Raw genomic sequence first — 21,315 nt, forward strand, 5'->3', positions numbered from 1 at the left:
GCTCGTGCCGGGATTGGGACGTCCTCGGCCTGCTTAAACAGAAATGAGTGATGAAGGTTCCACGAGAACCAAAGAGCCTTCGGCGCGGAGCGGTTTGCGCCGAAGGCTCTCGTCGCCAGCCGGAGTAGCGGTTACGGCCCGCGAGTTTGAATTATAGGCGATATTGTCGGGCCTGACGAGCCTAAACGGGGGCTGCCCGTCAGGCCCCTAGCCGCTGACACTTGAGGCGGCACGAAATCTCATCATCAAATCGTAGGTATTCCCATGAAAGCGAAGTTCTCTTCCGCTCTCGCGAACGTGCTCGTTCATGAGGGGGGCTATTCCAATCATCCCAAGGACCCGGGCGGGGCGACCATGTGGGGCGTGACGCAGCGTGTCTACGACAATTACCGCAAGTCGCAGGGCAAGAAGCCGCAGCCGGTCAAGAAGATCAATGCGGCCGAGCGGGATGCGATATACCGCAATCTGTACTGGAACCCGATCAAGGGCGACAGGCTGCCGGCCGGGATCGACTACGCGGTGTTTGACGGTGCCGTGAACAGCGGTGTGTCTCAGTCGGTCAAATGGGTGCAGCGCGCCCTCGGCAATGCCTACAACGGCTCTATCGACGGGATCATGGGTGATCTGACCGTCAAGGCTGTTCTGGCCTATCCGGATCATGACGCGCTGATCGCTCGCATCCTCGATCGACGCTTGGCCTTCCTCAAGGCTCTTCGCACATGGAGTACGTTCGGCAGGGGTTGGAGCAATCGCGTTGCCCAGGTCAAGAAGATCGGGCAGGCGTGGGCGTCGGGTTCCGTTGGTCCCGAGCCCGTCTATGCGGTCAATATGGATGCCAAGGCGTATCTGGCGGATGCCAAGACCGCGCCCGGCAAAGGTCCGGCCGATGCAGCTCAGGGCGGCGGTGCCGTTTCGGCCGCACTCGCTCAGGCCACAGACCAGCTTACGCCGCTCAGCAATATCGACTTTGTCGCCAAGGCCGTCGCTGTGCTCACGATTGCCGGCGTCGTCATCTTCCTTGGCGGTCTGGGTTATCGCTACTGGTCGAAGCGGAAGGAAAGCGAGCTGCGTGACGCGCTCGATCTTCCGAGTAAGGCGGTGCCGGCATGATGGCGCTGCTCGCACTCATTCCCAATTGGGTCAAATTCGCCGCAGGGGCTGCGCTGGGAGCGTTTCTCATCGCGTCAGCATCTATTTACTACGGCAAGCATGAGGGCGCTCAGCAGGCCGCTGTGTCGGCGCTTGAAACCTCTGTCAAAGTCCTGCGCAAAAGGAAAGAAATCGATGGGACCGTATCTTCTTCTGATGCTGCCACTTTGTGCAGCAGTTTCGGGTTGTCAAGCGACGACCAAGCTGAGTGCGTGCGACGGGTTCTCGAAACTAACGCCGAACCTTGAAAGCTCAGTCTTCATACTCAAGAACGACCGGCCATTCGCCAATCAGGTCGCATCACATAACGGCTTTGGGGCGTCTCAGGGCTGCTGGAAATAATCACATAAGGAAATGGGCAGGTTGATGGACTTCACCGGCGAGGATGCGATGACAGGCGAACGCACACAGAAGATTGCCGACAACGTTCTGCTCAGGGCGGTTGCTCGGGTTTCGATGGCCATGGCAATGCCTATCTTGGGACTTGTCGTTTATCTTGGATCTGGATGGCTGGATGGCAAGTTTGACAAGGCCGCGACGGACAGCCAGAACGCCATTGCGTTTCAGGTCTCCCGAATTGACCGGATCGAGAAGACTGCGACCACAGCCATCGACCAATCAGTGAAGGTCAATGACCGCCTAACGGTGGTTGAAACCAAACAGGCCACCGCGGATGCTACTGCCGCCAAGTTCCAGAATGATACGCTGACGCGCCTCGATCGGCTGCAAGACAGCATGGTCAGCATGTCGAATGCGATTGCTGCTCTCACGGCCACGATGCAGGCGAGGGAGGATTACGAGCGCCGCAAGTCCAATGCCCCGCCTTAGATGACCAAGCCTTGACGTGATATCCAAATACACGAGCCGCTCTGTCCTTCGGGATGGGGCGGCTCTTTTTTGCGTTCAAGCCCTACGTGTCGGCTTCCGCTTGCCCCATTTCGGAGATGGCCTGCCTGCAGCCAGTGAGCGACCGGCAGGCTCGACATAGATGTTCGCTACCTTGGCCGCCTCGATCAGCGCAAACCGCGCCAGGCGTACTTTGCCAAAAGTCCGAGAACGGCTATGGAGACCTGCGTTCCGACCGCGGCCGGAATCATCTACGACACCGGCAATGGAATGCAAAGCGCATAGCCAGCAGAGCTGACGATAGCGCTTAAAGGGAGAGTGATTTATGGATTCGCATAACAACCATCCGGAGTTTAGCATTGTGGATAGGGTGGCAATGGCTCTCTACGAGCGGAGAGCCGGGAGGCGCGGTGGATGGGATTCAATGCCACCTTTCGTGCAGGACAACTATAGAAAGGATGCCCGAGCAGCTATAAACGCTGTACGTGATGTCTTGCTCGACCCAACTGACGCTATGATAGACGCGGCCAATCGCGCCAGTCCCTCGACCACAGTCGGTATGCTCCGATCCGCGATCGCAGCTTCGCCAATCTCACCAAAAGAAATGGATCTTCCCGACGTAGTCTCTTACCAGGATGCTTCGCGATTGACCCATATCTAGACCCGGAAATAAGCCACTAATCGTAGCGGCCGCAATGTCGAGTCAATTCGGTTCAGGGCAGTGCAGCCTATGCCTTCTGCAGAATCTGCCCGCCCCTTCATCTATGTACAGGCGATCATCGCTTGGCCATATTGTGGTGCAAGATGGCATTACAAGGGCCGAGGAAACGGTTGTCCTGGATATCGTCGCGAAAATGACGAACGGGAAATATGAAGTGCGCCCTTGGCGACATCCTGTGCACAACTACCCCTCCTCGATTAATCGTCTTAACGATGTTCTGAACTATTCGCTGTCAGCCGCTGACAGTCGTTCTTTATTTGCCGTCAGTTTGATGACAATGCCTTCCGGGTCCCAGCTGCGCGTAACCCGGCCGTCCAGTTGCGTGCTCACCGTCGCCTTTTCCAGCAGCGTGCCGAAGCCGGTTTTTTCGGTTGGGACGACAGGCGGGCCGCCCGCCTCCACCCATTGCAGCACGAATTCATCTCCCTCTATCATGCAGTCGATGTCGATCCTGCCTTCCGGCACCGACAGCGCGCCATATTTGGCCGCATTCGTAGCGAATTCGTGTAGCAGCAGCGCCATACTGGTCACTGCCGGGCCGTTGACGGTGATATCGGCGCCCGTGACCTTGCATCGCAGCGCCGGCTCTTCCCTCGGATCGACATAGGGCGAGATGATCGTCCATATCAGATCATGCAGCGTCGTCAATTGTTCTTTGCGGCCAGACGCGGTCGAGGAGGATGGTGTGGTGAGGCTGTGTGCGCGCGAAAGCGCATTCATCCGCCTACCCACTGATATGGCCAGCTCGCCGGGCGTTTCGGCAAAGCGGGAGCTCAGCGAGACGATGCTGTTGGCAAGCGCGAAGAGGTTCTTGATCCGGTGGTCCATCTCGCGGATGAGCATATGTTGCTGCTGCTCGGCGCGGCGGCGATCAGTGATATCTCGAGCTATTTTAGATGCTCCGACGATAATGCCCCGCCGATCTCGGACAGGCGATGTTGTCAAAGAGACCTCGACAAGGCTGCCGTCTTTGCGCCTGCGGATGGTCTCGAAATTTTCGGTGCGTTCACCGCGGCGAATGCGTCCGATTATTTCCGTCTCCTCACTATGGTGGTCCGCTGGAATGATCAGCAAAATAGGTTGGCCAATAGCCTCTTCGGCCTTATAACCAAACATCTGTTCGGCGGCAGGATTCCAGCTTGTGATTATCCCGTTAAGGTCCTTCGAGACGATAGCGTCGTCGGAGGACTGAATAATAGCCTGGTAGCGTTGTGCGGCCTGATTTATGGCAATGCTGTCTGTTAGATCAACCAGCATATTAATTGCACCAAGCAGTTTTCCAGAGTGATTAAGTATAGGCGTTGGAAATGCCTGGAAGGGGACTCGAGAGCCATCAGGCCGCTCTGCAATCGCTTCATGGCCCCGATTCGGAACCTGTTGCCGTAATGCCAGCGCCATCGGGCATTCGTCATGCGGCATTGGACGTCCGTCCGGCCAATAAAGCCTCCAAGATCCGCAAAATTCGCTCTTACGCAGTTCTGGACGTACACCCCAAAATACGGCTGCAGCATCGTTGAAATACGTTATTCTCCCATCTTGATCTACGGTGTAGACAGCCTCCGGGAGCGCGTCGAGGACCTGCTTTAGCGACACATTGGCCATATCAAACGTGTCCATCGACGCAGATGAAGGCATTTCATTGTCTTGCACTATAATCCTCTCAAAGAGATAGGGTTGCCGCACGGCACCGTACGATATTTGATGACAAAAGTAACTGTTGTCGTTGTTACGGGCTTACACGCAAAGCCTTCAAAGACAAAGTTGCCCCGCTGTGGCACCATCATGCATGCAATACGTGCGCGAGCGGTGAGGCGGGAGGATCATGCTGCGACCTTCTCTTGTGGTACGATGACGAGCTCGTCGTCGGGCAGGGGCTTTTGCAGCTTCAAGGCCTCCTCGGCCGGTGCATTCAGCCAGGTTGAGACCTCCTCTTGCGTTCGGAGGATAACCGGCATCGCCTTGGGGTGGATCGGCTTCACCACGGCATTCGCATCCGTCGTCAGAAACGCGAAGATTTCGGCCTGGATCGGCCCTTCCTTCTTCTTTCGCATGGAATACCAGTCCGTCCAGATGCCGGCAAACCAGAAGAGCGGTTTCTCCCCATTGAGGGAGAACCAATACAGTGGCTTCCGCTTCGTTTCAGGATCCGGCTCCTGTCCATATTCCGAGAAGCTTGTTACCGGCACCACGCACCGGCTCTCCGGCCCGAGCCAGCGCCGCCAGTGCGGCGACGTCACATTGCGGATATTAGTGACGCCGGAATCGACCTGGGACTTGAGGAACTGCGGAGGCGTCGGCATGCCCCAACGGAGCATGGAGAGATATGTATCGCCGTCCTTATCCTTGCGAATAACGGGCGCCGGATAATCCGGGAAGACATCTTCCGAGAACTCCATCTGGTTTGTGCGGTTGCCAAGGTCCGGAAACAGGTGGCGCATGGCCTGAAACGTCGTCGTCGCGTTATAGAGATTGCACATGGGCCGCTCGCTTTTGCCTTCGTCTCACACTGCGTCATCTTCGAACTTGACGCAAGATGGGGCAGTGTTCTTATTCTGTTCTCGTGAAGGGAGGGGCAGAAACAGGAGCGTGTAATGTGAAACTTCGGTGGCAACAACTAAAGGATGATGGCAAGCCAGTTGCCGACCATTTCATCGCGACTGTCCTCCGCGTGCCGGTAGGCTCTATCCACAAGACCCATTCACCAATACTGAAAGAGGCTTGGAGTTGGAGTTTCTGCAGATACGACGTTGGCGCGTTCGCAAGGGACGCCAACGGCGGCATTGAGCCATCCAAACAAGCTGCGGCCGACAAGGTGCGCGAGCGCTTTGAATGCTACCTGAAGACGCCGACGGAGGACGGCGGCGGTATGGGGTTGGAACCGGAAGAATTCGGTTGTGGCTCATCCGTGGACCGGCTGCGGGGAATGAAGAAGCATGATCCTGCTGCATTCTGGAAGCGCATTGCAGACATTCGAGCCGGCAAGGTGGACTGGAACTTTCACAGATGGGTGAACGACAAGTCGCCGCTGCATGAGGTGACGGAGGAAGATTACTGATTGTTGGAACTGCCGCCGTCGAGAGGGTTGAAGGACCGTGCGCGACAAAACCTTGGCGAGATACTGCAAGCAACCGATTCACAAGCACAGTGGCGCCGTCGTGGCTAAGCAAACGGCGCCAGCGCGTTTTCAGGGCTGCGCCTTCACCGGAAGCCGGAATGGCGCGCCTAGACGGTTGAAGGCGTTCATAGCTGCGATCGTGATTGTAAGATCTACCAAATCTTTAGGCTCAAAAACTGCTGAGACAGCAGCATAGGCTCGGTCGGAAGCATGTGTCTCGCTGACAAGCGTCACCTCTTCCGCCCAGGCCAGCGCCGCGCGGTACTGTTCTGAGAAAAGATGCGGCACCTCTTCCCATACCGGGACGAGGGCGACCTTGTCGGCTGCCATGGTCTTCAGCAGATCGCGGGTGTGCATGTCGATACAATGTGCGCAGCCGTTGATCTGCGATACGCGCAGGAACACGAGATGGATAAGTTCCTCATGCAAATTGGTGTTGTGGATGACGTAGTGATGCACACCGAACAGGGCCTTGGCTCCAGCGGGTGCTACCTCGTACCAGTTGAGGCGCGTCGTTTCATTCATGATGGTCTCCTTTCAGTTGCGCCAACAGCCGGCGCTGCTCGAATGACGACGCGGCGATGGAAGGCGTGACATCTCGACCTGATTTTATTTTGGCCTGTGCCATGTCACACTTGCGCGAACTCGCTCGTCCACGGGGCAGGCGATCGAGTGAGAGGGAAAGTGGCATGTGTGAAGCGAGCGCTGATGTGTCGCTTAGCGAGCAAAGAACCGTAGAATTCGAACTGAATCGCAAACGATTGCTGCGTCTGAGCTACCGGATGCTAGGGTCGATCACGGAGGCGGAAGATGTTGTGCAGGATGCGTGGTTGCGTTGGGTACGCGTTGAAGTTGAAGTCCATGCTCCGACCGCCTATCTCACTCGTATCGTCACCCGACTATGCCTTGATCGGATGAAGTCGGCGCGAGCGCGCCGCGAGATCTATGTCGGCCCATGGCTACCAGAACCTTTGGTCGAGCCTCTTGATGCGCAAGAAGCCATTGCTGACGATGTCACTGTGACGCTCATGTTAGCGTTGGAACGACTTTCGCCGCTAGAACGAGCGGCTTTCCTGCTCCACGAAGTGTTCGATGTGGCGCTGACCGAGGTCGCGGTCGTGCTTCATCGTGAACCTGCCGCCGTTCGGCAACTTGCTTCTCGCGCACGCAAGAATGTTCAGAATGCGCGACCACGATACAGCGTCGGGGCGGCAGAGGCTGATGGAATTGCGCGCGCTTTTTTTGCTGCTTCGCGTGACGGCGACGTCACCGCGCTTTCGGCGTTGCTCGCGCGCGATGTTGAGATACATAGCGACGGCGGCGGCAAGGTGCTCGCGTTCCGTGAAGTCATCCGCGGCTTTGAACGTGCACTGCGATTGTTCGTTTCCGCTCAGCGAAAGGCCGCGACTCCGCCCACCCTGCTGCGAACCGCAACTATTGATGGCCTGCCCGGGTATGTAAGCCTTGATCCAAATGGTGTGCTGCAAACAACAGCTCTCGGCATTCGCGACGGTAAGATCTTCGCGATCTACATCGTCAAAAATCCGGATAAGCTGACGCATATTGACGTCTAAGATCGATCACCGCTGCGGCCTTCGAGCGCTCGGCCGCACGGCATCCATCCAAGCGGTGTCCTCTGGCCACTGGCTTGGTTTCTGGCTTATCGGCGTACGCGCAAGGATCACTCGATCCGCTTGAACGCGATCTCGGATGTAACCGAACCTTCTTTTGTTACTGCCAGGGTCAACTCTTCGAGTGGCTCGTACACTTCCTTTACCTGTCGGAATAAATCTAGGAACTGTTGCTCGGTGATCTCATCTGTGCCGTCGTGTGCAAAAGCGTTTCGATGTTTGTTGAGTGTTCTCAGCGGCTGGATTAATCGGTCGCTGACTCCAAATAGACGACAAAGGCGCAAGCGTTCCGTCAAATACTTGTCGTCTTGTGGCTTGTATCGCCCGTGCGTCAGTTTTTCCAGCACTGCTATCGCCGCCCGATCTGCTTCGAATTGACAACGCACCAAGGAACCAATGTCATCGTCACCACGCAAGGCTTTCAAGAGTCGCTGCCCGTTGGGATTGAAGTTCAACGTCATGTCCAAAATGTCTGTCAAAGCGTCCTCCAGCCTCTTAAGTGTCTTTAATGTCTGGCAGCCATTGATTATTACGGCAAACATGATCTTCGTCCGCTGGACACTATTCGAAAAAGATATGTAAAAACATTGAGAGTAAAAATGTCCAGATGTCACGCAAGGTGTTGATTTTCGACAAAATGTACAGTCCGCGTCTGGGCACAATGTGTTAGAAGTTAATTCTAGCAAAGCTTGATCGTTGGGTCTTTAGCCGCGGCGGACACCCCGAACCTGAACCTGTCATAAATTACGCGATGTGCGGTCAGGCGATAGACATGCGCGATCTCAGCGCCGTGTTCCACCACGGCTATCTCGATCATGAGCCGATCGATATACGGCAACGATGGGCGAACAGCGGTCATTGCAGTTCCAACTCGCGGGGTTCAATCTGACCAAAGATTCAATCTGCGAAGGAAGCCCAATATGCTGGTACGCCTAGAGAGAGGGTCCTGTTTTTGTGGAGCGGTAGTAGCGGAACTGGAGGGTGAACCTTTCTGGATTAATTACGATCATGACGACGACTGCAGAAAGGCGATAGGCAGCCCCCTCACAGTCTGGATTGGCTACCCGCAAAACAAAGTTACGTTCACGAACGGAACCCCCAAGACGTTCAGTAAAACTCCTGGTATCAGCCGAGGGTTCTGTCCCAATTGCGGTTCATCCATCAGTTACGTTGATACAGGGCTTAGGGAGGAGATTTGGATATCAGTCGGATTTATGGATCATCCTGAGCGCTTTGAGCCTGTTGCACACGGCTATTGGCGGATGAAGTTGCCATGGGTAAACTTCGCCGACGCCCTTCCGCGCTTCGAGACGTACACTCGAGAACGGGATGCCACCATTGGCTACCCCCTCGAACGAAAGGGTGGGGAGAAAAAGAGTGAGGTGAAAAGGCTTCTGCGCTAAAATTTCTCGCATTGTCGGCTGCCTCACCTAACCCCTTGAACTAAGCATGGCGAAGCTTGCCGTCGCCGTTCCAAGCTCGAAACTCGACCTCGGCGGCAAGAGTGGGCACGACGAACACGTGGTTCTTACCGCGCAGCTTCACCGCCGGCGTCGTCTTTATCTTGCCGTGCTGCTTCTCGATGTCCTTGGCTTCTTGCGATTTGCTCAGGACACTACAAAGGGCTGCCGGGCGATCTTGATTGACTCTGTTCGCTATGAGCGTAGTGTGATTTAGCATCAGAACTCGTCTAACGGCTGATGCATGAGAGATAATTCGCGCTCCCGGGATAGCGGCAGGAGCGGCGACCCGCTCCGGATAGGGAGCGATGATGGTTTACCTCAAGTATGCGAGTCAAAAGCCAGCAAGGCTGTTCGCATTGACGATGGCACACGGTATAATATTGCGAAAAGCGCCTTGCCCGATCTGCGAGGCCACGGCTGTGCACACGGTCTCGTCGAACCTGACCAGGGTCGTCTGCCTCAACTGCGGTCGATTTCAGCTCTGCGATGCGGAACTCCAAAAGATGAGACAGTATGCTCCGTCCGCGCGTGATTTGGTGCTGACGATCGCTCGCGATGCCGCCAAGGCAACAGAATTGCATCCCTTCGTGCGTGCTAGTGAGAGTTCAATCGGCCGGCCACTACCATGACGCAAGATGAAGATTCCGCCAAGCCGCATGTCTCTGGTGACCTGGCTGCCCATATGTCCGCAACTGCGACAGCATTCCAAATGCTTGTGATCTGTCTTCAAAACAATGGTGCACTGGAGCGAGGTCAGTTTTCTCGAGCATTGGGCTCCTACATCGAGGAAGCCGCGGGGCAGACCGACTCTGCGACGATCCGGCTTCTTGAAGACCTAAAGTCGGCTTTGTCCGATTGAGTGCGGCCAGCATGGCGTACCGGCCATGATCAGAGCAGTTACACTTACTTAAACCGCAATGTCGTGGCAGTTGTGGCTATTACTTCATTCATTCGAAGAAATTGCTTCTCCGCACCGAAATCGCGCGGAGAATTTATCACGCATCAATTTGAGGAGCGACTTTATGAAAGCTACGGCAAAACTTTTGGGAACACTGCGTTCCGCCACCAAGGCGACGCTCGCGGGTCGGACTGCTGCAGGGACAAACCAGTTGCGCGTAGCGCGTGACTTGAACCATACGCCTTCAAGCGACTGGACAAAACTTTCGAACATCCTGCGTCGTTCAGGTGGGGGATTCTCCCACTCGAGAACGCGGCCGGAATAATGATGGTAGCACAGCACATTCAAGAGATCGACGCGGCAATAGAAGAGCTTGTTCTGTCTAGACGGCAGGAGATCATTCAGATTGCTCGTAACGGTGCGAATCCTGGCCCGTTGAAGAATCTAATGGATATTCAGGCGGCGATCGATGCATTGATCCGCGTCAAGGAGCAGTCGATTTGATGCGGCTGAGTCCGGCAACGCCTTGAACCTAAAGCTTTCCCCGCTTGTCAGCATTCCGCCGAAATCTCTTCAGTTCTGTTTCCTCAGATAGCAGCTTATTCTCTTGCAAAGCCAGAGCGGTTTTGTCAGCAACATCAACAATCGCTGCGAGTACTTCGTCTCTATCCCAACCCGCCTCGGTTGCTTCGGTTAAGAGAGCGATCAATTCATCTTCGATCGCTCGCTGGCAATCTGAGAAACGATCGGGGTCGCTGCGGGTCCGGCTGGGCGGGAGGATCATGCTGCTACCTTCTTTTGTGGGACGATGAAAAAGACCGTCGTCGCATTTGCAACTCCAGTATCTCTGCGAGCGATGAATGGTTGGCGCCGCTTGCGATCCGCCGACTTACCGCTGCCGTAAGCAGTACTTAGCGACTATCTTCGGTCGCTATAACAGGAGGTTGGAGCCGTTGCGGTTCTGTTTTTCTCGGAGCGTATGCCCAGCCTATGGCCATGGCGCTTGCTGCCAGAATCACGAACGCAATCATGTAGGGCCACGTCGGAGTCAGGTATGGCACATATTCTTCGCGATCGCGCTCTCGAAAATCACGGAAAGGCATATTATCCTCTCGGTCACCCCCGATTATTATACAAGCTGCAGTGTGCTGGCACAACGGGACGTTAAAGGTGCCTCTTTTGACGGGAAATTATGCCGCCACCTTCTCCTGTGGGACAATGACATCCGAGCTTCGCCCCGGCGACATCGTGGTCATGAACAATTTGCCGGCCCACAGGATCGGCGGGTGCGCGAGGCGATCGAGAAGGTGGCGCGGCTCCTGTTCTTGCCGCCATACTCGCCCGACTTCAACCCGATCGAGGTGGATTTCTCGAAATATAAGGCCCTCTGAGAAAGGCTGCAGCCCGAACCATCGACGAACTCTGGTGGGTCGTGGCCAACGACCTCGCAGCTTTCACAGCCGAGGAATGCAGGCACATTTCGAGGCAGCCGGCTATGGCCCGGAGTAAGTCGAATCTGCTCTAGTTTCGGCCGTCCAAGGCAAGAAGTGGCGGCCCCGAAAGCGAACCTCGTAGATGGCCGTCATCAGGATCACATCTGTCGCAGACGGCTGGGTCCGAAACGCCGCTTGATCAGGATTATTGCGGCATGCCCTATTGAGATGTAGTTTGTCACCGGGATGCCCTCAACATGGTCCGGCCGATCTTGCTGGCGGGATGAGCATGAAGAAGTCTGTCGTCGGGATCATAAAGGCGTCATTTGCGGCAGGGGGCGAAATGACACTATAAACGCCCGTATACTCGTGCTGGAATCGACCCTTTGCAGTCGTTGGGCATTGTGCTCAGACAGCTTCTTCAACATCAACAGCGGAGGAAGTTCGATTGACTTCGAAAAAACTAGGGCTGCAAACCCTGAACAAGGATATTGATCAGATCAACGGATCGTGTCACTGCGGCTCAGTTCGCTTCCATGTTCGTCTGACAAATGGCCTGCACTCAGCGCGCCGATGCACCTGTTCCTATTGCCGTATGCGGGGTGCTGTCGCTGTATCGGCGGACATTTCCGACATACAAATCCAGCAAGGCGCAGACATGTTAACGCTTTACCAATTCAACACCAGGGTGGCGAAGCATTACTTTTGCTCGAAATGCGGCATCTATACCCACCATCAGCGACGGTCGAATCCGAACCAATATGGTGTCAATGTCGCATGCTTGGATGGCTTAAGTCCTTTTGACTTCGATGAAGTCCCGGTAAATGACGGAGTTTCTCATCCATCTGACAAAGGAAAGCAGACTGGCCCGGCATTGGCAGGGATATTGAAGTTCTTACCTTCTGTGTGACCTCCCACCCTCTCCAGCCGCGCTCAGCCCGCTTGGCGTCGCCGATGACGGTTACCGGCATCGTTCTGGGGTGGATGGGCTTCACCGCTGCATTCGCGTTCAATCAGATCGCAGCGGTTGCCGTATAGGTCTTCAAAAACGGCAACCTTCCCGTAAGGCTCTGTTCTTGGCTGCTCGTGGAAAGTGACCCCTGCTGCAATATATCGAGCATGATCGCGATCCTGCCGCCGCCCTGTTGTCCAATGGTCGCGATCTGGTGTTCCCCAACAGCTTTGGCGAGAAGCGGCGATGCTTGGCCACCTTTTGGACCAACGACCACCCAACGCGTCTCGGGGGACAATCTCGTGTCTTCTTTAAGTTCGAAGCCGAGCTTGCCGACATAGAAGGCGTCGCCACTCAACACTGGGCTATCTCAGCCCGAACGATTTTGAAACCAAAGTGGGATTAGCTTAACCTCGTGTCCGAAAAACCGGCAGCAGGCCATGTTGACGAAGCTTCTGGAGAAGGGGTTTCCGGTCTATACGATCGACCCGGAAGTGTCAGAATCACTTGGAATGCCGCTCTGGAATACCGATCCTATGCCCTTGGCCGCTTAGATACACGCTGCCTTCAGCCGTAGCGGCTATTTCTGGAGGCTAAAGCCCTGGCCACATTCCGCCATCGAGCCTCAGGTTTGCGCCGGTGATGTAGCTGGCTCTTGGACTGGCGAGGAATGCAATGGCATCGGCGAGTTCTTCAAGCGTTCCAACCCTACCCATGGGAACCTGAGCAAACATGGGCAGCGCTATTTTCTCGATTTCGGTCCATGGTGCGTTGGGCGCAAGGCCTTGGCCGGTTGCGACCTTTCGGAAGCTTTTTTCTAACTTGTCGCTATGAATTGTTCCGGGCGATACCGTATTCGCCGTAATGCCATCCAATGCCACTTCCTTCGCGAGTGAAGCTATCATGGCGATCATCGCGGCCTTGGCGGCAGCATAATCGGGCCTTTTGGATGGAGGCATCAACGCTGCCAAGCTGGAGATGTTGACAATTCGTCCCCATTTGGCGGCCCGCATGCTTGGCAATAGTCGAGCGGTCACCCTTACTGCCGCGAGCACGTTCCGATCGTAACAGGACGCCCATTTCTCGGGGCGTGTCGTGGACCATTCTTCCGGATCGCCCGAACCGCCTGCATTGTTCACCAAAATGTCGACGGGCTTGATGAAGGCCTGTGCATCTTGGACCAGTTCCTCGACCTCGTCGTCGTTTGTCAGATCGCCAAAAACTGCGTAGGCACGTCCACCCTGGTTGACGATGTTATGGGCGACTTCTTCAGTTGCTATCTTGTCGCGGCCGTGGACGATAACAGTGGCGCCTTCACGTGCTAGGCCTTGGGCAATTCCTTTGCCTATGCCCTTGCTGCTTCCCGTGATCAGCGCAATTTTTCCATCAAGTTCCAGATTCATCCGTTCGTTCCTATGTTACCTAGAGAATGGATAAGAGGACACGGCAATGAACGAGGCAATTACGCACTTTAAGGTGCCTGTCGAACGTGAAACCAGAGATGTGTGTCTTGGCCCCGATGGGTCGGTCGCACATGTCGTCAAGGTGCTTCGAATGATCACTGGCCGCTGGAAGCTGCCCATCCTGTTCCGGCTGTTCGCAGAGCCGTCGATGCGAACATCTGAGTTCATGCGGGAAATTCCTGGCATTTCTCAGAAGATGCTGACACAGCATCTACGGGAACTGGAGCATGATGGACTGGTCACGAGGCGCGACTTCGGCGAGCAGCCACCGCGTGTTGAGTACAGTCTTTCGAATGCTGGCCGTGGTTTGATGCCGGTCTTGATGTCAATGCGGGAGTTCTCCCGGGATCATTCGTAGCGAGGGCTGACGCGATAGATATCTTCAAGAAGGGAGCGTGCATACAAACACTCAGCGATCCATGCTGGCGGTGCCAAACATGTTTCCCTTTCTTGTTCTTGCACTTGATGTTCTGGCACACCAGCCTCGATCGAAGGGTGTTTATCTTGGTATTAGAACCGAAGTGCTGGCCCAGGTTGTATTTGTCGAGCCTGGTGCGCCTTTCGCATTCGATGCAGTAGCCGTAGAGCTCTTCCCATTGAGCCAGTCCGGCGAAGGTTGCGCCGTCAAGAACTTTCTTCATGCGCCTGGGTCTGGCCATTTCCCATCACCATCCGCGAACCACTGGTAGCGGCGAGCGCGGCCGAAGGTTGGCCTTCTTCCTGTCTGCCGGCGTGATAAACTCGCCACCGAACATCTCGGCGAAGGTCTCCGCTGCCTCCTTGGTCGGAAAGCAATAGATATCGTAGTAGGTTTTCTCTTCGTCATAATAGACCGAGAAGCCGAGAGCATAAGCGCCGAGCTCGTACTTCGCTTTCATCACGTTGTCGACGCGCTTCCATCGCTCTGACACGTCGTGGTTGAGCATGACCTGAAACGGGAATTGCGCATCAATCATGCTTGTGGGAAGGGCGCCGCGGCTGCGTGAGGCCATCTCAATGCATCCCTTGCAGCAGTTTTGGCTTCCAGCCGCGCGTATAGCCATGTCCCATCGCCAGGGCGGCATACTGCAGTTCCCTGATGAGGAACTCGCGGTCGGACAGCAGCGTCTTAATGGCGGCATATACATCGCCACCATGCTCGGCGATCAGTTCATCAACCTCATTGTCATGTTTCAGTTCTGGTTCGTTCATATTGGCTTCTCTCCTTCGAGACAACGCCTGTCCGCCCCGTCAAAAGACAGGTTTTGTTAGCTCTTCAATTGTCGTGAAACGGCTCGCCGCTGCCGTATGTTCTATATTTGTTCTCGTTTGGCAGGAGAGTCAATATCGGAATAGCTTCAAGGACGCCGTTCAGTGCAACCGGAGCTAAGGTTGTTGATAACTATCCCATGACAGCAAGCACGCCCAATGGGCGAGATCTATCGTCAAGACGACGTTCTGTGGGCAAAGTGTTCAAAGGTGACCTGCCACGGATCACTATCCAACGAGCGCTCTTCGCCGATCCAATGAAAGCTGTTTGCGGTGATCTCCGTGAACCGCCACCGCGCTTTCAGCCCGCGTGAATCCTCGCCCAGTTGAACAATGTCCTTGCCCTCTGCCCGACCAATCTGGCGCGAGTAATCCTGATTGAGCGGATCACTCCAGATGATGTGCCAACCATCGATTTCAGGGTCGAAGACCCGTAACGTCGTGCCATACATGGTGGATGGAGCAGGGCGCTTGGGCCTGATCCAGATGTCCTGAATTGCACGGCCCTCGAGTACCCAGTCGAAATGGATTTCACCCGTCGACGTCTGTGTCGTGCCGTCATGGAGATGATGAATGGTCTCCATTTCCCAGCTTCCGATTAGCCACCCATAAAGCTCCATGTCCTTCTCATGTTCAGGTGTCGGACCGTCTGAACCAAGAGCGGCGAGAAGCGGTGAAATCATCATAGCCAATCCATCGTGTTAAGCGGTGTCCAATTGAAAGCATCTCACAGTCTACCTGACAGCCTCCTGTCACTAGTGGTTTCCCATCCCTCAGAGAGACAGCGCTTGAGCCAACATAGACATTAAAGGAAACGTGTGCGTGATCACGACGTCGCTGCATGAGGTGACGGAAGAGGATTATTGAGCCGCCAAGGTGTGGCAGTGCACCTGCTAAGTCATTGATATTTGGTGCGCTAGTTTCCTGCCACACCCGAGCGTAAGTCAATGATTTTGTTCACTTTGACGACCTCGGGCGAGGCCTCCAAAATGTTTCTTGATAGTATCAATGTAGTATGAGCGACCGCAGACCAGTACGGGAATAATGGCGATCGATTGGATCACGCGGCTTGCCTGGATTGAATATAGGAAATTATTGCTATTAAGATGCACTGATATGGATGCGACGCTGGAAGCATGATGGCCAGTCCGCACAACAAACCTTAATTTGATTTTTACCCCATCGGGGCCTATGTAATGAGCATGGACAAACACAGCGAAAGCAAACCAATAAGAGCAGATGCCTTCAAACAAGGCTTCATGCGCGGGTTTACTGCACCGTTTTTGTTCTTCTCGCCAATAAAAGTCCGGCGCCCAACACAGTTCAATGGAAGTGTTGCCAAGGCATGGGCTGACGTCGGCAAGGCCCTTTCTTTAGCGACAAAAGAACAAGGGTCCTATATTGAGCAAAAAACCGGCAGGCAAATCCCCCGACACAAGTCAAGACGCAAAGCCGCCTGACCAGGCTTTACAAGAGCAAATCGAGCGTGAAATTGGTTCGTTGGTGCCGCAAGGCCAGCGAACTCAGATCGTAGCCAGACTGACCAGGGTCGTCAGCTCGAACGAGAATTTTTCGGGCCCCATCGCTCACCCCAAGCATTTTCGTGAGTATGAGGAAATTCTGCCCGGATCGGCGGAGCGAATAATTTCCATGGCCGAGAGCGCTCAAGCTCACAACCAGGACATGGAACGAGCAATCGTGCAAGGTTCAATTCGTACAAGCAGGGATGCCATGTACCTTGGCTACTCCGTGCTTCTTATTTTGATTTGTTCTGGCTTCTATGCTGGCCTGAATGGCAACAACATCCTCGCTGGACTGTTGCTGGGAACCGGCATCCTCGGGGGCGCTGCTACGCTGATCAGAGGCGGGTCCATCGATAGCTCAAATCCGGATAAAGCCTGATCCGTATTGCCAGTGAATGCCCGCGTTACGCCAACTGGGCAAAAGCCGTGCGCCATATGAACATCGACCACGAGACGGGCGCACACCTGCCCGTTTCGGCCGCCTGTCTCGCCGCCGCCCACGAAATTTCCCTGATGCCGGAATCAGCTCGAACGGCGTTCCGAATAGCGCCGATAGACGCCTCTGCCGGCCTTCTTGGCGATATAGAGCGCGGCATCGCCGCACCAGAGCAGGCTTTCCGGCGTGTCGCCATCGCGCGGGGCGAGCGCCGCGCCGACGGTTACGGTGATGTCCGCCGTCTTGCCGTCGGCAAGCTGGTAGGGGTGGGAAACATAGCCGATGATGCGGTCGGCGATGCTCGCCACTTCATTGGCGGTCACCTGCAGCAGCACGATCGCGAACTCGTCGCCATCGATGCGGTAGACCACGTCGTTCTTGCGCATACATGATTGCAGCCGGTCGGCCACGAGCTTCAATACGAGGTCGCCCTCGGCCCGGCCATGCTGCTCGTTGAATGATTTGAACCCGTCCAGGTCGATGCACAGGATGGCGAATTGCAGCCGGTCGTCGAAATCGCTGTCGGCATAGGAGCCGAAAAGACTGTCGAGATGTTCCTGAAGCGCGGCGCGGTCGGCGAGGCCCGTAAGTTCATCCTGGCTGACCGGAAAGTCGCCAAATCCTCGAGACTCGATCATCGGTTTTGAATTCCTATCGTCCACGAGAACGACTCCATTTCTCCCAGTATAGAATGACAGGAGCAGCGCTTATGTTCAATAGACATTAGCTTCTAGGGTTAAAACTATCGAATTGCTTCAAATTTGAGCAAATCTATAATGAAAATTGCATCAGGTTGAAATTATTCGCCGGATGGTCGCAGCGGCGGAAATCGGCGGCATCCTCCACTGCCGTCGCAGCACCTTCATCTGCCTGGCAGCATCGTCCTCTGCCTGCCAAGTTCTTCCTCTCCTTCATTGACGATGCGACGATTTTTTGCCACATCCTTGATGAAAGTGTGCTGCAGTCAAAATCCGGTTTGCAAGAACCTGGGGGCAATCGCCCGGCGGCAGCGTTTTACCCTGTGCGGCGGTCAAGTCCGGCAGGGCGTTTAGGAAAGCTCGTAGGACATGGTACTGAACTTTGAAGATCTCCGGACCAAGATGGTCGACAATCAATTGCGCACGACCGACGTGACCGACAAGGCCGTGCTGCAGGCATTCCTCGCAGTGCCGCGCGAAAAGTTCGTACCAAGCGTGCGCGAGGCACTCGCCTATATCGATGACGACGTGATGGTCGCCACGGCGACGGCCGAAACGCCGGCGCGCTACCTGATGCAGCCATCGCCCTTCGCCAAGCTCGTCCAGCTCGCAAATGTCCAGCCCGAGGATGTCGTCCTGGATATCGGCTGCGCCACCGGCTATTCGGCGGCGGTGCTCTCCCATCTCGCCACCTCGGTCATCGCGGTGGAATGCGACACCAATCTTGCCGGACAGGCGACCTCGCTCCTGTCCTCGCTCGGCTGTGACAATGTCGTCGTCGTCACCGGCCAGCTCGAGAACGGCTATGCCTCCGAAGCCCCCTTTGATGTAATCATAATTGAGGGTAGCGTTGACTACGTTCCTGGTCCACTATTTGAACAGTTGAAGGACGGTGGGCGTCTGGTGGTCGTTGAGGGTAGGGGAAACTCTGGCAAATCAATGGTTTACGTGAAAAGCGAGGGAATCATTTCCGGTCGTCGCGCTTTCAATTCGGCAGTGAAGCCGCTGCCAGGCTTTGAGAAAAAGCCGGAATTCGAATTCTAGACCGGGTTGTACCTGAGGCATAAGTGCAACGGTCGCCTACTTTGTTTGTGGAATGGGGATCAGGCCTGTAGTCATTTCGCAACCGGACGAGTATTGAAAATTCCGTCGAACCGATTGGTTCGGTCGGCGATTAGAGAGAATGAAGGGGTTTATAGTGTTCATAGCGGGCAAGCGATTATTAACCGCAGCGCTGATGTCAGCCACGGTACTAGCCTCTACGCCTTCAATGGCTGAGACCATCTTTGGCGCCATGGCCAAAGCCTACCAGAACAATTCCACGCTCAATGCCGACCGGGCCGGCGTCAGGGTTACCGATGAAGGCGTCGCCATCGCCAAATCCGGCTACCGCCCGGTCATCAGCAGCACGGCAAGTCTGAGCGTTGCGAATACCCGTTTCGACTCGGGCATCAATGGCACGAGCCGCACCGGTACGTTCGGCGTGTCGATCAACCAGATGCTGTTCGATGGTTTCACCACCAGGAACAATGTCGCCGGCGCCAAGACGCAGGTCCTTGCCGCCCGTGAAAACCTGCGCAACTCCGAGCAGAACAGACTGTTCGCGGCGGCACAGGCCTATATGGATGTCTACGTTACCCGGCAGATCGTGGCGCTGCGCCAGCGCAATATCGAAGCACTGGACGAGCAGTTGCGTGCAGCGCGCGCCCGCTTCGATGTCGGCGAGGGAACGAGGACGGACGTGGCCCAGGCCGAGGCCGGAAAGGCAACGGCCATCGCCGAGCTCAATCTGGCAAAGTCCAACGCCAAGACCGCCGAAGCGACCTATATCCAGGTAATCGGCGACAAGCCAACCAAGCTCGCAACGGCAAAACCGGCCTCCAAGAACCTGCCACGTTCCATGGATCAGGCCTATGAGATCGCTTCCAACACCCATCCGGCCATCCTTGCCACACGTTATGCGGTGGATGCCGCCGGCTACAACGTCAAGGCGGTAGAGGGCGAATTGCTGCCGCAGGTCAGCCTCACCGGGGAAATCTCCCGTGATGAGATCTGGGAGACGCCGAGCTATTCCACCTCCGCAGGAGACGATTCCGTGACGGCAAGCGCGGGTTTGAGAGTGACGGTGCCGATCTATAGCGGCGGCCGGACCTCGGCACGCGTGCGGCAGAACAAGGAAACCGTTGCGCAGCGCCGTATCGAAGTCGATGTGACGCGCGACAGCGTCCGCCAGGCCATTGCCTCGTCCTTTGCCGAGTTGGAGTCCGCAAAGGCCTCCACCATTGCGCAGCGTACTGCGGTCTCTGCCGCGCAGCTCGCGCTCAACGGCGTCATCGAGGAGCGCAAGGTCGGCCAGCGCACGACGCTGGACGTGTTGAACGCCCAGAACGATGTGATCACGGCGCAGATCCTGCTGGTTCAGGCCGAGCGCGATGCGGTCGTCAGCAGCTATGCCGCCCTGTTGGCGACGGGTCGCCTCTCGGCGAAGCAGCTTGGTCTCCAGGTCGCCGAATACAGGCCGGAAGAGCATTACGATGCAGTCAAGGACAAGTGGGGCGGTCTGCGCACGCCGGACGGTCGCTGATAGCAGGCTGATTTTCATTATCGGGCAGGGCCGCCGGAGGCAATTCGGCGGCCTTTGCTTTTGCACGGCGCGTCATCAAAAGTCTGTGGGTTAGTTTCAATCCCGCAATGCAGGGATTCTCAAACGACACGCCAGCCACTACACTCCATGCAGATTCGCTGCACAGCACCGAAACAAGATGTAGTAGGCATTATCTCATGGCACAATCATCCAGCCTGGCGCGTGAACCCTCGATGGAGGAGATTCTCGCCTCCATCCGCCGCATCATCGAAGAAAGCGATACGGGCAAGCCGGACGATCTGCCTCCGGTGGCTGTGAATTCCGATGCGCCGCGTTTCGCCAGAGCCGACGATCTGGAGAGGGGCGAGGAGCCGGAGGCAGAGCAGGAATTGCCGCCGCGCGAGGGTATTGCGCTGTCGAGGCCGTTTACCCAGCCGGCCGAACCGGCCGCGGAAGCAATATTGACGGACGCGGTGTTGAAGCCTGCCATCGACGACGAGGCGGTGGAGGCGGACGAACTGCCATCCGCTCCGGCACATTCGGCCCCGGCACCAGTAGCCCCGGCACCAGTGGCCAAGGCTCCGGAAGTCAAAGCTCCGGAAGTCAAAGCTCCCGAAGCCAAGGCGCCTGAAGACGAGATGCCCGAACTGGCTGAAGACGAGGCTCCCACGGCTCACCCCGTCAGCGAGGCGGTGCAGCCTCCGGCCGAGAAGGACGAGCAGCCGTCGCAGCCGGAAGCCGTCAGCAAGCCGCCTGTTCCCGAAGCGACGCAGCAACCGGCGCCCGGCCGTCCGGAGATCGAAGACGAGCTCAATCACGCCGTATCGAGCAATCTGGGCCAGGCCCTGGAACCCATCCTTTCGGCGGCGGCGGAGCGCCAGGTGAGCGCGGCATTCGATGATCTGTCCTTTGCCGTCCGCAGCGAGCCGCGGCGTTCCTTCGACGAGATCGCACAGGACATCATGCGCCCGCTGCTGCAGGAGTGGCTGGACGACAATCTCCCGACCCTCGTGGAAAGGCTCGTGCGCGAAGAGATCGAGCGGGTCGTCCGTGGCGGCGTGAAGCGCTGAACCTCTCCTGCGCCCGTGATACGGCAGGCAACGCCCGGGAACTGCCAAAGATGCCGGCCTGAGCTATCCGCCAAAGACTGACGCG

At 56.2% G+C, this 21,315-nt stretch carries 27 protein-coding genes and 2 pseudogenes; 16 read left to right on the forward strand and 13 right to left on the reverse strand.

Annotated features, from left to right (window positions below; translation table 11 throughout):
- Positions 1–264 precede the first annotated feature (264 nt).
- The 3 genes from M8997_RS04105 (at position 265) to M8997_RS04115 (ending at position 1,977) form a co-directional block, all read left to right on the forward strand.
- Complete coding sequence (locus M8997_RS04105; RefSeq protein WP_250013994.1) at positions 265–1,110, forward strand: glycoside hydrolase family 108 protein; 846 nt, start codon at positions 265–267, stop codon at positions 1,108–1,110.
- Positions 1,107–1,397, forward strand: a complete 291-nt coding sequence (locus M8997_RS04110; RefSeq protein ID WP_250013996.1) for a hypothetical protein — start codon at positions 1,107–1,109, stop codon at positions 1,395–1,397. The genes M8997_RS04105 and M8997_RS04110 overlap by 4 nt, the downstream gene beginning before the upstream one ends.
- A 118-nt stretch (positions 1,398–1,515) precedes the next feature.
- Positions 1,516–1,977: a hypothetical protein gene (locus M8997_RS04115; RefSeq protein ID WP_250013998.1), complete on the forward strand. Its 462-nt coding sequence runs from the start codon at positions 1,516–1,518 to the stop codon at positions 1,975–1,977.
- A 961-nt stretch (positions 1,978–2,938) separates the two neighbouring features.
- Here M8997_RS04115 and M8997_RS04120 read toward each other — a convergent pair.
- Both M8997_RS04120 and M8997_RS04125 read right to left on the reverse strand, forming a co-directional pair.
- A complete protein-coding gene (locus tag M8997_RS04120) occupies positions 2,939–4,366 on the reverse strand; it encodes a PAS domain S-box protein (protein WP_250014000.1) in 1,428 nt (475 codons plus the stop codon).
- A gap of 170 nt (positions 4,367–4,536) precedes the next feature.
- Positions 4,537–5,193 (reverse strand): SOS response-associated peptidase, encoded by a 657-nt coding sequence (locus M8997_RS04125; protein ID WP_250014002.1) that lies wholly within the window; start codon positions 5,191–5,193, stop codon positions 4,537–4,539.
- A 116-nt stretch (positions 5,194–5,309) separates the two neighbouring features.
- On the opposite strand from M8997_RS04125, the gene M8997_RS04130 reads away from it, so the two are divergent.
- On the forward strand, positions 5,310–5,771 hold the full coding sequence (locus tag M8997_RS04130) for a hypothetical protein (RefSeq protein WP_250014004.1): 462 nt from the start codon (positions 5,310–5,312) through the stop codon (positions 5,769–5,771).
- A gap of 129 nt (positions 5,772–5,900) precedes the next feature.
- On the opposite strand, the gene M8997_RS04135 is transcribed toward M8997_RS04130, so the two are convergent.
- Complete coding sequence (locus tag M8997_RS04135; protein WP_250014007.1) at positions 5,901–6,356, reverse strand: carboxymuconolactone decarboxylase family protein; 456 nt, start codon at positions 6,354–6,356, stop codon at positions 5,901–5,903.
- Positions 6,357–6,520: 164 nt separating this feature from the next.
- Here M8997_RS04135 and M8997_RS04140 point away from each other — a divergent pair, with 164 nt between their 5' ends.
- The gene (locus tag M8997_RS04140; protein ID WP_250014010.1) at positions 6,521–7,405 is read left to right on the forward strand and encodes a sigma-70 family RNA polymerase sigma factor; all 885 of its coding nucleotides are present in this window, start codon (positions 6,521–6,523) and stop codon (positions 7,403–7,405) included.
- Between the two features lie 107 nt (positions 7,406–7,512).
- Here the strand turns inward: M8997_RS04140 and M8997_RS04145 are convergent, their stop codons facing one another.
- Both M8997_RS04145 and M8997_RS04150 read right to left on the reverse strand, forming a co-directional pair.
- Positions 7,513–7,941, reverse strand: coding sequence for a hypothetical protein (locus tag M8997_RS04145; RefSeq protein WP_250014013.1), 429 nt, complete (start codon positions 7,939–7,941; stop codon positions 7,513–7,515).
- 200 nt (positions 7,942–8,141) lie between these two features.
- Entirely contained in the window at positions 8,142–8,321 is a 180-nt protein-coding gene (locus tag M8997_RS04150) for a hypothetical protein (RefSeq protein WP_250014015.1), read from the reverse strand.
- 61 nt (positions 8,322–8,382) lie between these two features.
- Here M8997_RS04150 and M8997_RS04155 point away from each other — a divergent pair, with 61 nt between their 5' ends.
- Complete coding sequence (locus M8997_RS04155) at positions 8,383–8,865, forward strand: GFA family protein (RefSeq protein ID WP_250014017.1); 483 nt, start codon at positions 8,383–8,385, stop codon at positions 8,863–8,865.
- A 40-nt stretch (positions 8,866–8,905) separates the two neighbouring features.
- Here the strand turns inward: M8997_RS04155 and M8997_RS04160 are convergent, their stop codons facing one another.
- Positions 8,906–9,142 carry a hypothetical protein gene (locus M8997_RS04160; protein ID WP_252597182.1) on the reverse strand — a complete coding sequence of 79 codons (237 nt, stop codon included), beginning with the start codon at positions 9,140–9,142 and terminating at the stop codon, positions 8,906–8,908.
- Between the two features lie 408 nt (positions 9,143–9,550).
- On the opposite strand from M8997_RS04160, the gene M8997_RS04165 reads away from it, so the two are divergent.
- Together M8997_RS04165 and M8997_RS04170 are read left to right on the forward strand one after the other, a co-directional pair.
- Complete coding sequence (locus M8997_RS04165; protein WP_250014021.1) at positions 9,551–9,784, forward strand: hypothetical protein; 234 nt, start codon at positions 9,551–9,553, stop codon at positions 9,782–9,784.
- A gap of 366 nt (positions 9,785–10,150) precedes the next feature.
- Positions 10,151–10,327: a hypothetical protein gene (locus tag M8997_RS04170; RefSeq protein WP_250014023.1), complete on the forward strand. Its 177-nt coding sequence runs from the start codon at positions 10,151–10,153 to the stop codon at positions 10,325–10,327.
- A 28-nt stretch (positions 10,328–10,355) separates the two neighbouring features.
- Here M8997_RS04170 and M8997_RS04175 read toward each other — a convergent pair whose 3' ends face one another.
- Positions 10,356–10,607 carry a hypothetical protein gene (locus M8997_RS04175; protein WP_250014025.1) on the reverse strand — a complete coding sequence of 84 codons (252 nt, stop codon included), beginning with the start codon at positions 10,605–10,607 and terminating at the stop codon, positions 10,356–10,358.
- Positions 10,608–11,050: 443 nt separating this feature from the next.
- On the opposite strand from M8997_RS04175, the pseudogene M8997_RS04180 reads away from it, so the two are divergent.
- Positions 11,051–11,332 (forward strand): annotated as a pseudogene (locus tag M8997_RS04180) (transposase); the annotation flags it as partial.
- A 402-nt stretch (positions 11,333–11,734) separates the two neighbouring features.
- Positions 11,735–12,166, forward strand: a complete 432-nt coding sequence (locus M8997_RS04185; protein WP_250014395.1) for a GFA family protein — start codon at positions 11,735–11,737, stop codon at positions 12,164–12,166.
- 103 nt (positions 12,167–12,269) lie between these two features.
- Here the strand turns inward: M8997_RS04185 and M8997_RS04190 are convergent, their stop codons facing one another.
- Complete coding sequence (locus M8997_RS04190; RefSeq protein WP_371929489.1) at positions 12,270–12,566, reverse strand: hypothetical protein; 297 nt, start codon at positions 12,564–12,566, stop codon at positions 12,270–12,272.
- 235 nt (positions 12,567–12,801) lie between these two features.
- Complete coding sequence (locus tag M8997_RS04195) at positions 12,802–13,611, reverse strand: SDR family NAD(P)-dependent oxidoreductase (RefSeq protein WP_250014028.1); 810 nt, start codon at positions 13,609–13,611, stop codon at positions 12,802–12,804.
- Positions 13,612–13,657: 46 nt separating this feature from the next.
- On the opposite strand from M8997_RS04195, the gene M8997_RS04200 reads away from it, so the two are divergent.
- Positions 13,658–14,029, forward strand: a complete 372-nt coding sequence (locus M8997_RS04200; protein ID WP_250014030.1) for a helix-turn-helix domain-containing protein — start codon at positions 13,658–13,660, stop codon at positions 14,027–14,029.
- A 307-nt stretch (positions 14,030–14,336) separates the two neighbouring features.
- On the opposite strand, the gene M8997_RS04205 is transcribed toward M8997_RS04200, so the two are convergent.
- From M8997_RS04205 to M8997_RS04215, 3 genes are all read right to left on the reverse strand, one after another.
- Positions 14,337–14,663, reverse strand: coding sequence for a hypothetical protein (locus tag M8997_RS04205; protein WP_250014032.1), 327 nt, complete (start codon positions 14,661–14,663; stop codon positions 14,337–14,339).
- A 1-nt stretch (position 14,664) separates the two neighbouring features.
- A complete protein-coding gene (locus M8997_RS04210; RefSeq protein ID WP_250014034.1) occupies positions 14,665–14,862 on the reverse strand; it encodes a hypothetical protein in 198 nt (65 codons plus the stop codon).
- 233 nt (positions 14,863–15,095) lie between these two features.
- On the reverse strand, positions 15,096–15,605 hold the full coding sequence (locus M8997_RS04215) for a hypothetical protein (RefSeq protein ID WP_250014037.1): 510 nt from the start codon (positions 15,603–15,605) through the stop codon (positions 15,096–15,098).
- A gap of 516 nt (positions 15,606–16,121) precedes the next feature.
- Between M8997_RS04215 and M8997_RS04220 the strand changes: the two genes are divergently transcribed.
- Positions 16,122–16,379 carry a hypothetical protein gene (locus M8997_RS04220; RefSeq protein ID WP_250014039.1) on the forward strand — a complete coding sequence of 86 codons (258 nt, stop codon included), beginning with the start codon at positions 16,122–16,124 and terminating at the stop codon, positions 16,377–16,379.
- Entirely contained in the window at positions 16,321–16,821 is a 501-nt protein-coding gene (locus M8997_RS04225) for a DUF2335 domain-containing protein (RefSeq protein ID WP_250014041.1), read from the forward strand. The genes M8997_RS04220 and M8997_RS04225 overlap by 59 nt, the downstream gene beginning before the upstream one ends.
- Before the next feature lie 143 nt (positions 16,822–16,964).
- On the opposite strand, the gene M8997_RS04230 is transcribed toward M8997_RS04225, so the two are convergent.
- Positions 16,965–17,516 carry a GGDEF domain-containing protein gene (locus tag M8997_RS04230; protein ID WP_250014043.1) on the reverse strand — a complete coding sequence of 184 codons (552 nt, stop codon included), beginning with the start codon at positions 17,514–17,516 and terminating at the stop codon, positions 16,965–16,967.
- 429 nt (positions 17,517–17,945) lie between these two features.
- Here M8997_RS04230 and M8997_RS04235 point away from each other — a divergent pair, with 429 nt between their 5' ends.
- The 3 genes and pseudogenes from M8997_RS04235 to M8997_RS22225 form a co-directional block, all read left to right on the forward strand.
- Positions 17,946–18,620 carry a protein-L-isoaspartate O-methyltransferase gene (locus M8997_RS04235; protein WP_250014045.1) on the forward strand — a complete coding sequence of 225 codons (675 nt, stop codon included), beginning with the start codon at positions 17,946–17,948 and terminating at the stop codon, positions 18,618–18,620.
- Between the two features lie 139 nt (positions 18,621–18,759).
- A complete protein-coding gene (locus M8997_RS04240; protein ID WP_250014047.1) occupies positions 18,760–20,160 on the forward strand; it encodes a TolC family outer membrane protein in 1,401 nt (466 codons plus the stop codon).
- 863 nt (positions 20,161–21,023) lie between these two features.
- Positions 21,024–21,230 (forward strand): annotated as a pseudogene (locus M8997_RS22225) (PopZ family protein); the annotation flags it as partial.
- Positions 21,231–21,315 lie beyond the last annotated feature (85 nt).

It is taken from the genome of Phyllobacterium sp. 21LDTY02-6 (assembly GCF_023554255.2).
In the GTDB taxonomy this organism is placed as follows: Bacteria; Pseudomonadota; Alphaproteobacteria; order Rhizobiales; family Rhizobiaceae; genus Phyllobacterium.

Bases quoted from the DNA above. Each gene is read 5' to 3' on its own strand.
- M8997_RS04210 (WP_250014034.1), bottom strand. From the start codon at position 14,862: ATGAACGAACCAGAACTGAAACATGACAATGAGGTTGATGAACTGATC.
- M8997_RS04220 (WP_250014039.1), top strand. From the start codon at position 16,122: ATGGACAAACACAGCGAAAGCAAACCAATAAGAGCAGATGCCTTCAAA.
- M8997_RS04235 (WP_250014045.1), top strand. From the start codon at position 17,946: ATGGTACTGAACTTTGAAGATCTCCGGACCAAGATGGTCGACAATCAA.
- M8997_RS04230 (WP_250014043.1), bottom strand. From the start codon at position 17,516: ATGATCGAGTCTCGAGGATTTGGCGACTTTCCGGTCAGCCAGGATGAA.
- M8997_RS04140 (WP_250014010.1), top strand. From the start codon at position 6,521: ATGTGTGAAGCGAGCGCTGATGTGTCGCTTAGCGAGCAAAGAACCGTA.
- M8997_RS04175 (WP_250014025.1), bottom strand. From the start codon at position 10,607: ATGATCCTCCCGCCCAGCCGGACCCGCAGCGACCCCGATCGTTTCTCA.
- M8997_RS04155 (WP_250014017.1), top strand. From the start codon at position 8,383: ATGCTGGTACGCCTAGAGAGAGGGTCCTGTTTTTGTGGAGCGGTAGTA.
- M8997_RS04105 (WP_250013994.1), top strand. From the start codon at position 265: ATGAAAGCGAAGTTCTCTTCCGCTCTCGCGAACGTGCTCGTTCATGAG.
- M8997_RS04160 (WP_252597182.1), bottom strand. From the start codon at position 9,142: ATGCTAAATCACACTACGCTCATAGCGAACAGAGTCAATCAAGATCGC.
- M8997_RS04170 (WP_250014023.1), top strand. From the start codon at position 10,151: ATGGTAGCACAGCACATTCAAGAGATCGACGCGGCAATAGAAGAGCTT.
- M8997_RS04150 (WP_250014015.1), bottom strand. From the start codon at position 8,321: ATGACCGCTGTTCGCCCATCGTTGCCGTATATCGATCGGCTCATGATC.
- M8997_RS04135 (WP_250014007.1), bottom strand. From the start codon at position 6,356: ATGAATGAAACGACGCGCCTCAACTGGTACGAGGTAGCACCCGCTGGA.
- M8997_RS04200 (WP_250014030.1), top strand. From the start codon at position 13,658: ATGAACGAGGCAATTACGCACTTTAAGGTGCCTGTCGAACGTGAAACC.
- M8997_RS04240 (WP_250014047.1), top strand. From the start codon at position 18,760: ATGAAGGGGTTTATAGTGTTCATAGCGGGCAAGCGATTATTAACCGCA.
- M8997_RS04205 (WP_250014032.1), bottom strand. From the start codon at position 14,663: ATGGCCTCACGCAGCCGCGGCGCCCTTCCCACAAGCATGATTGATGCG.
- M8997_RS04215 (WP_250014037.1), bottom strand. From the start codon at position 15,605: ATGATGATTTCACCGCTTCTCGCCGCTCTTGGTTCAGACGGTCCGACA.
- M8997_RS04115 (WP_250013998.1), top strand. From the start codon at position 1,516: ATGGACTTCACCGGCGAGGATGCGATGACAGGCGAACGCACACAGAAG.
- M8997_RS04125 (WP_250014002.1), bottom strand. From the start codon at position 5,193: ATGTGCAATCTCTATAACGCGACGACGACGTTTCAGGCCATGCGCCAC.
- M8997_RS04195 (WP_250014028.1), bottom strand. From the start codon at position 13,611: ATGAATCTGGAACTTGATGGAAAAATTGCGCTGATCACGGGAAGCAGC.
- M8997_RS04110 (WP_250013996.1), top strand. From the start codon at position 1,107: ATGATGGCGCTGCTCGCACTCATTCCCAATTGGGTCAAATTCGCCGCA.
- M8997_RS04165 (WP_250014021.1), top strand. From the start codon at position 9,551: ATGACGCAAGATGAAGATTCCGCCAAGCCGCATGTCTCTGGTGACCTG.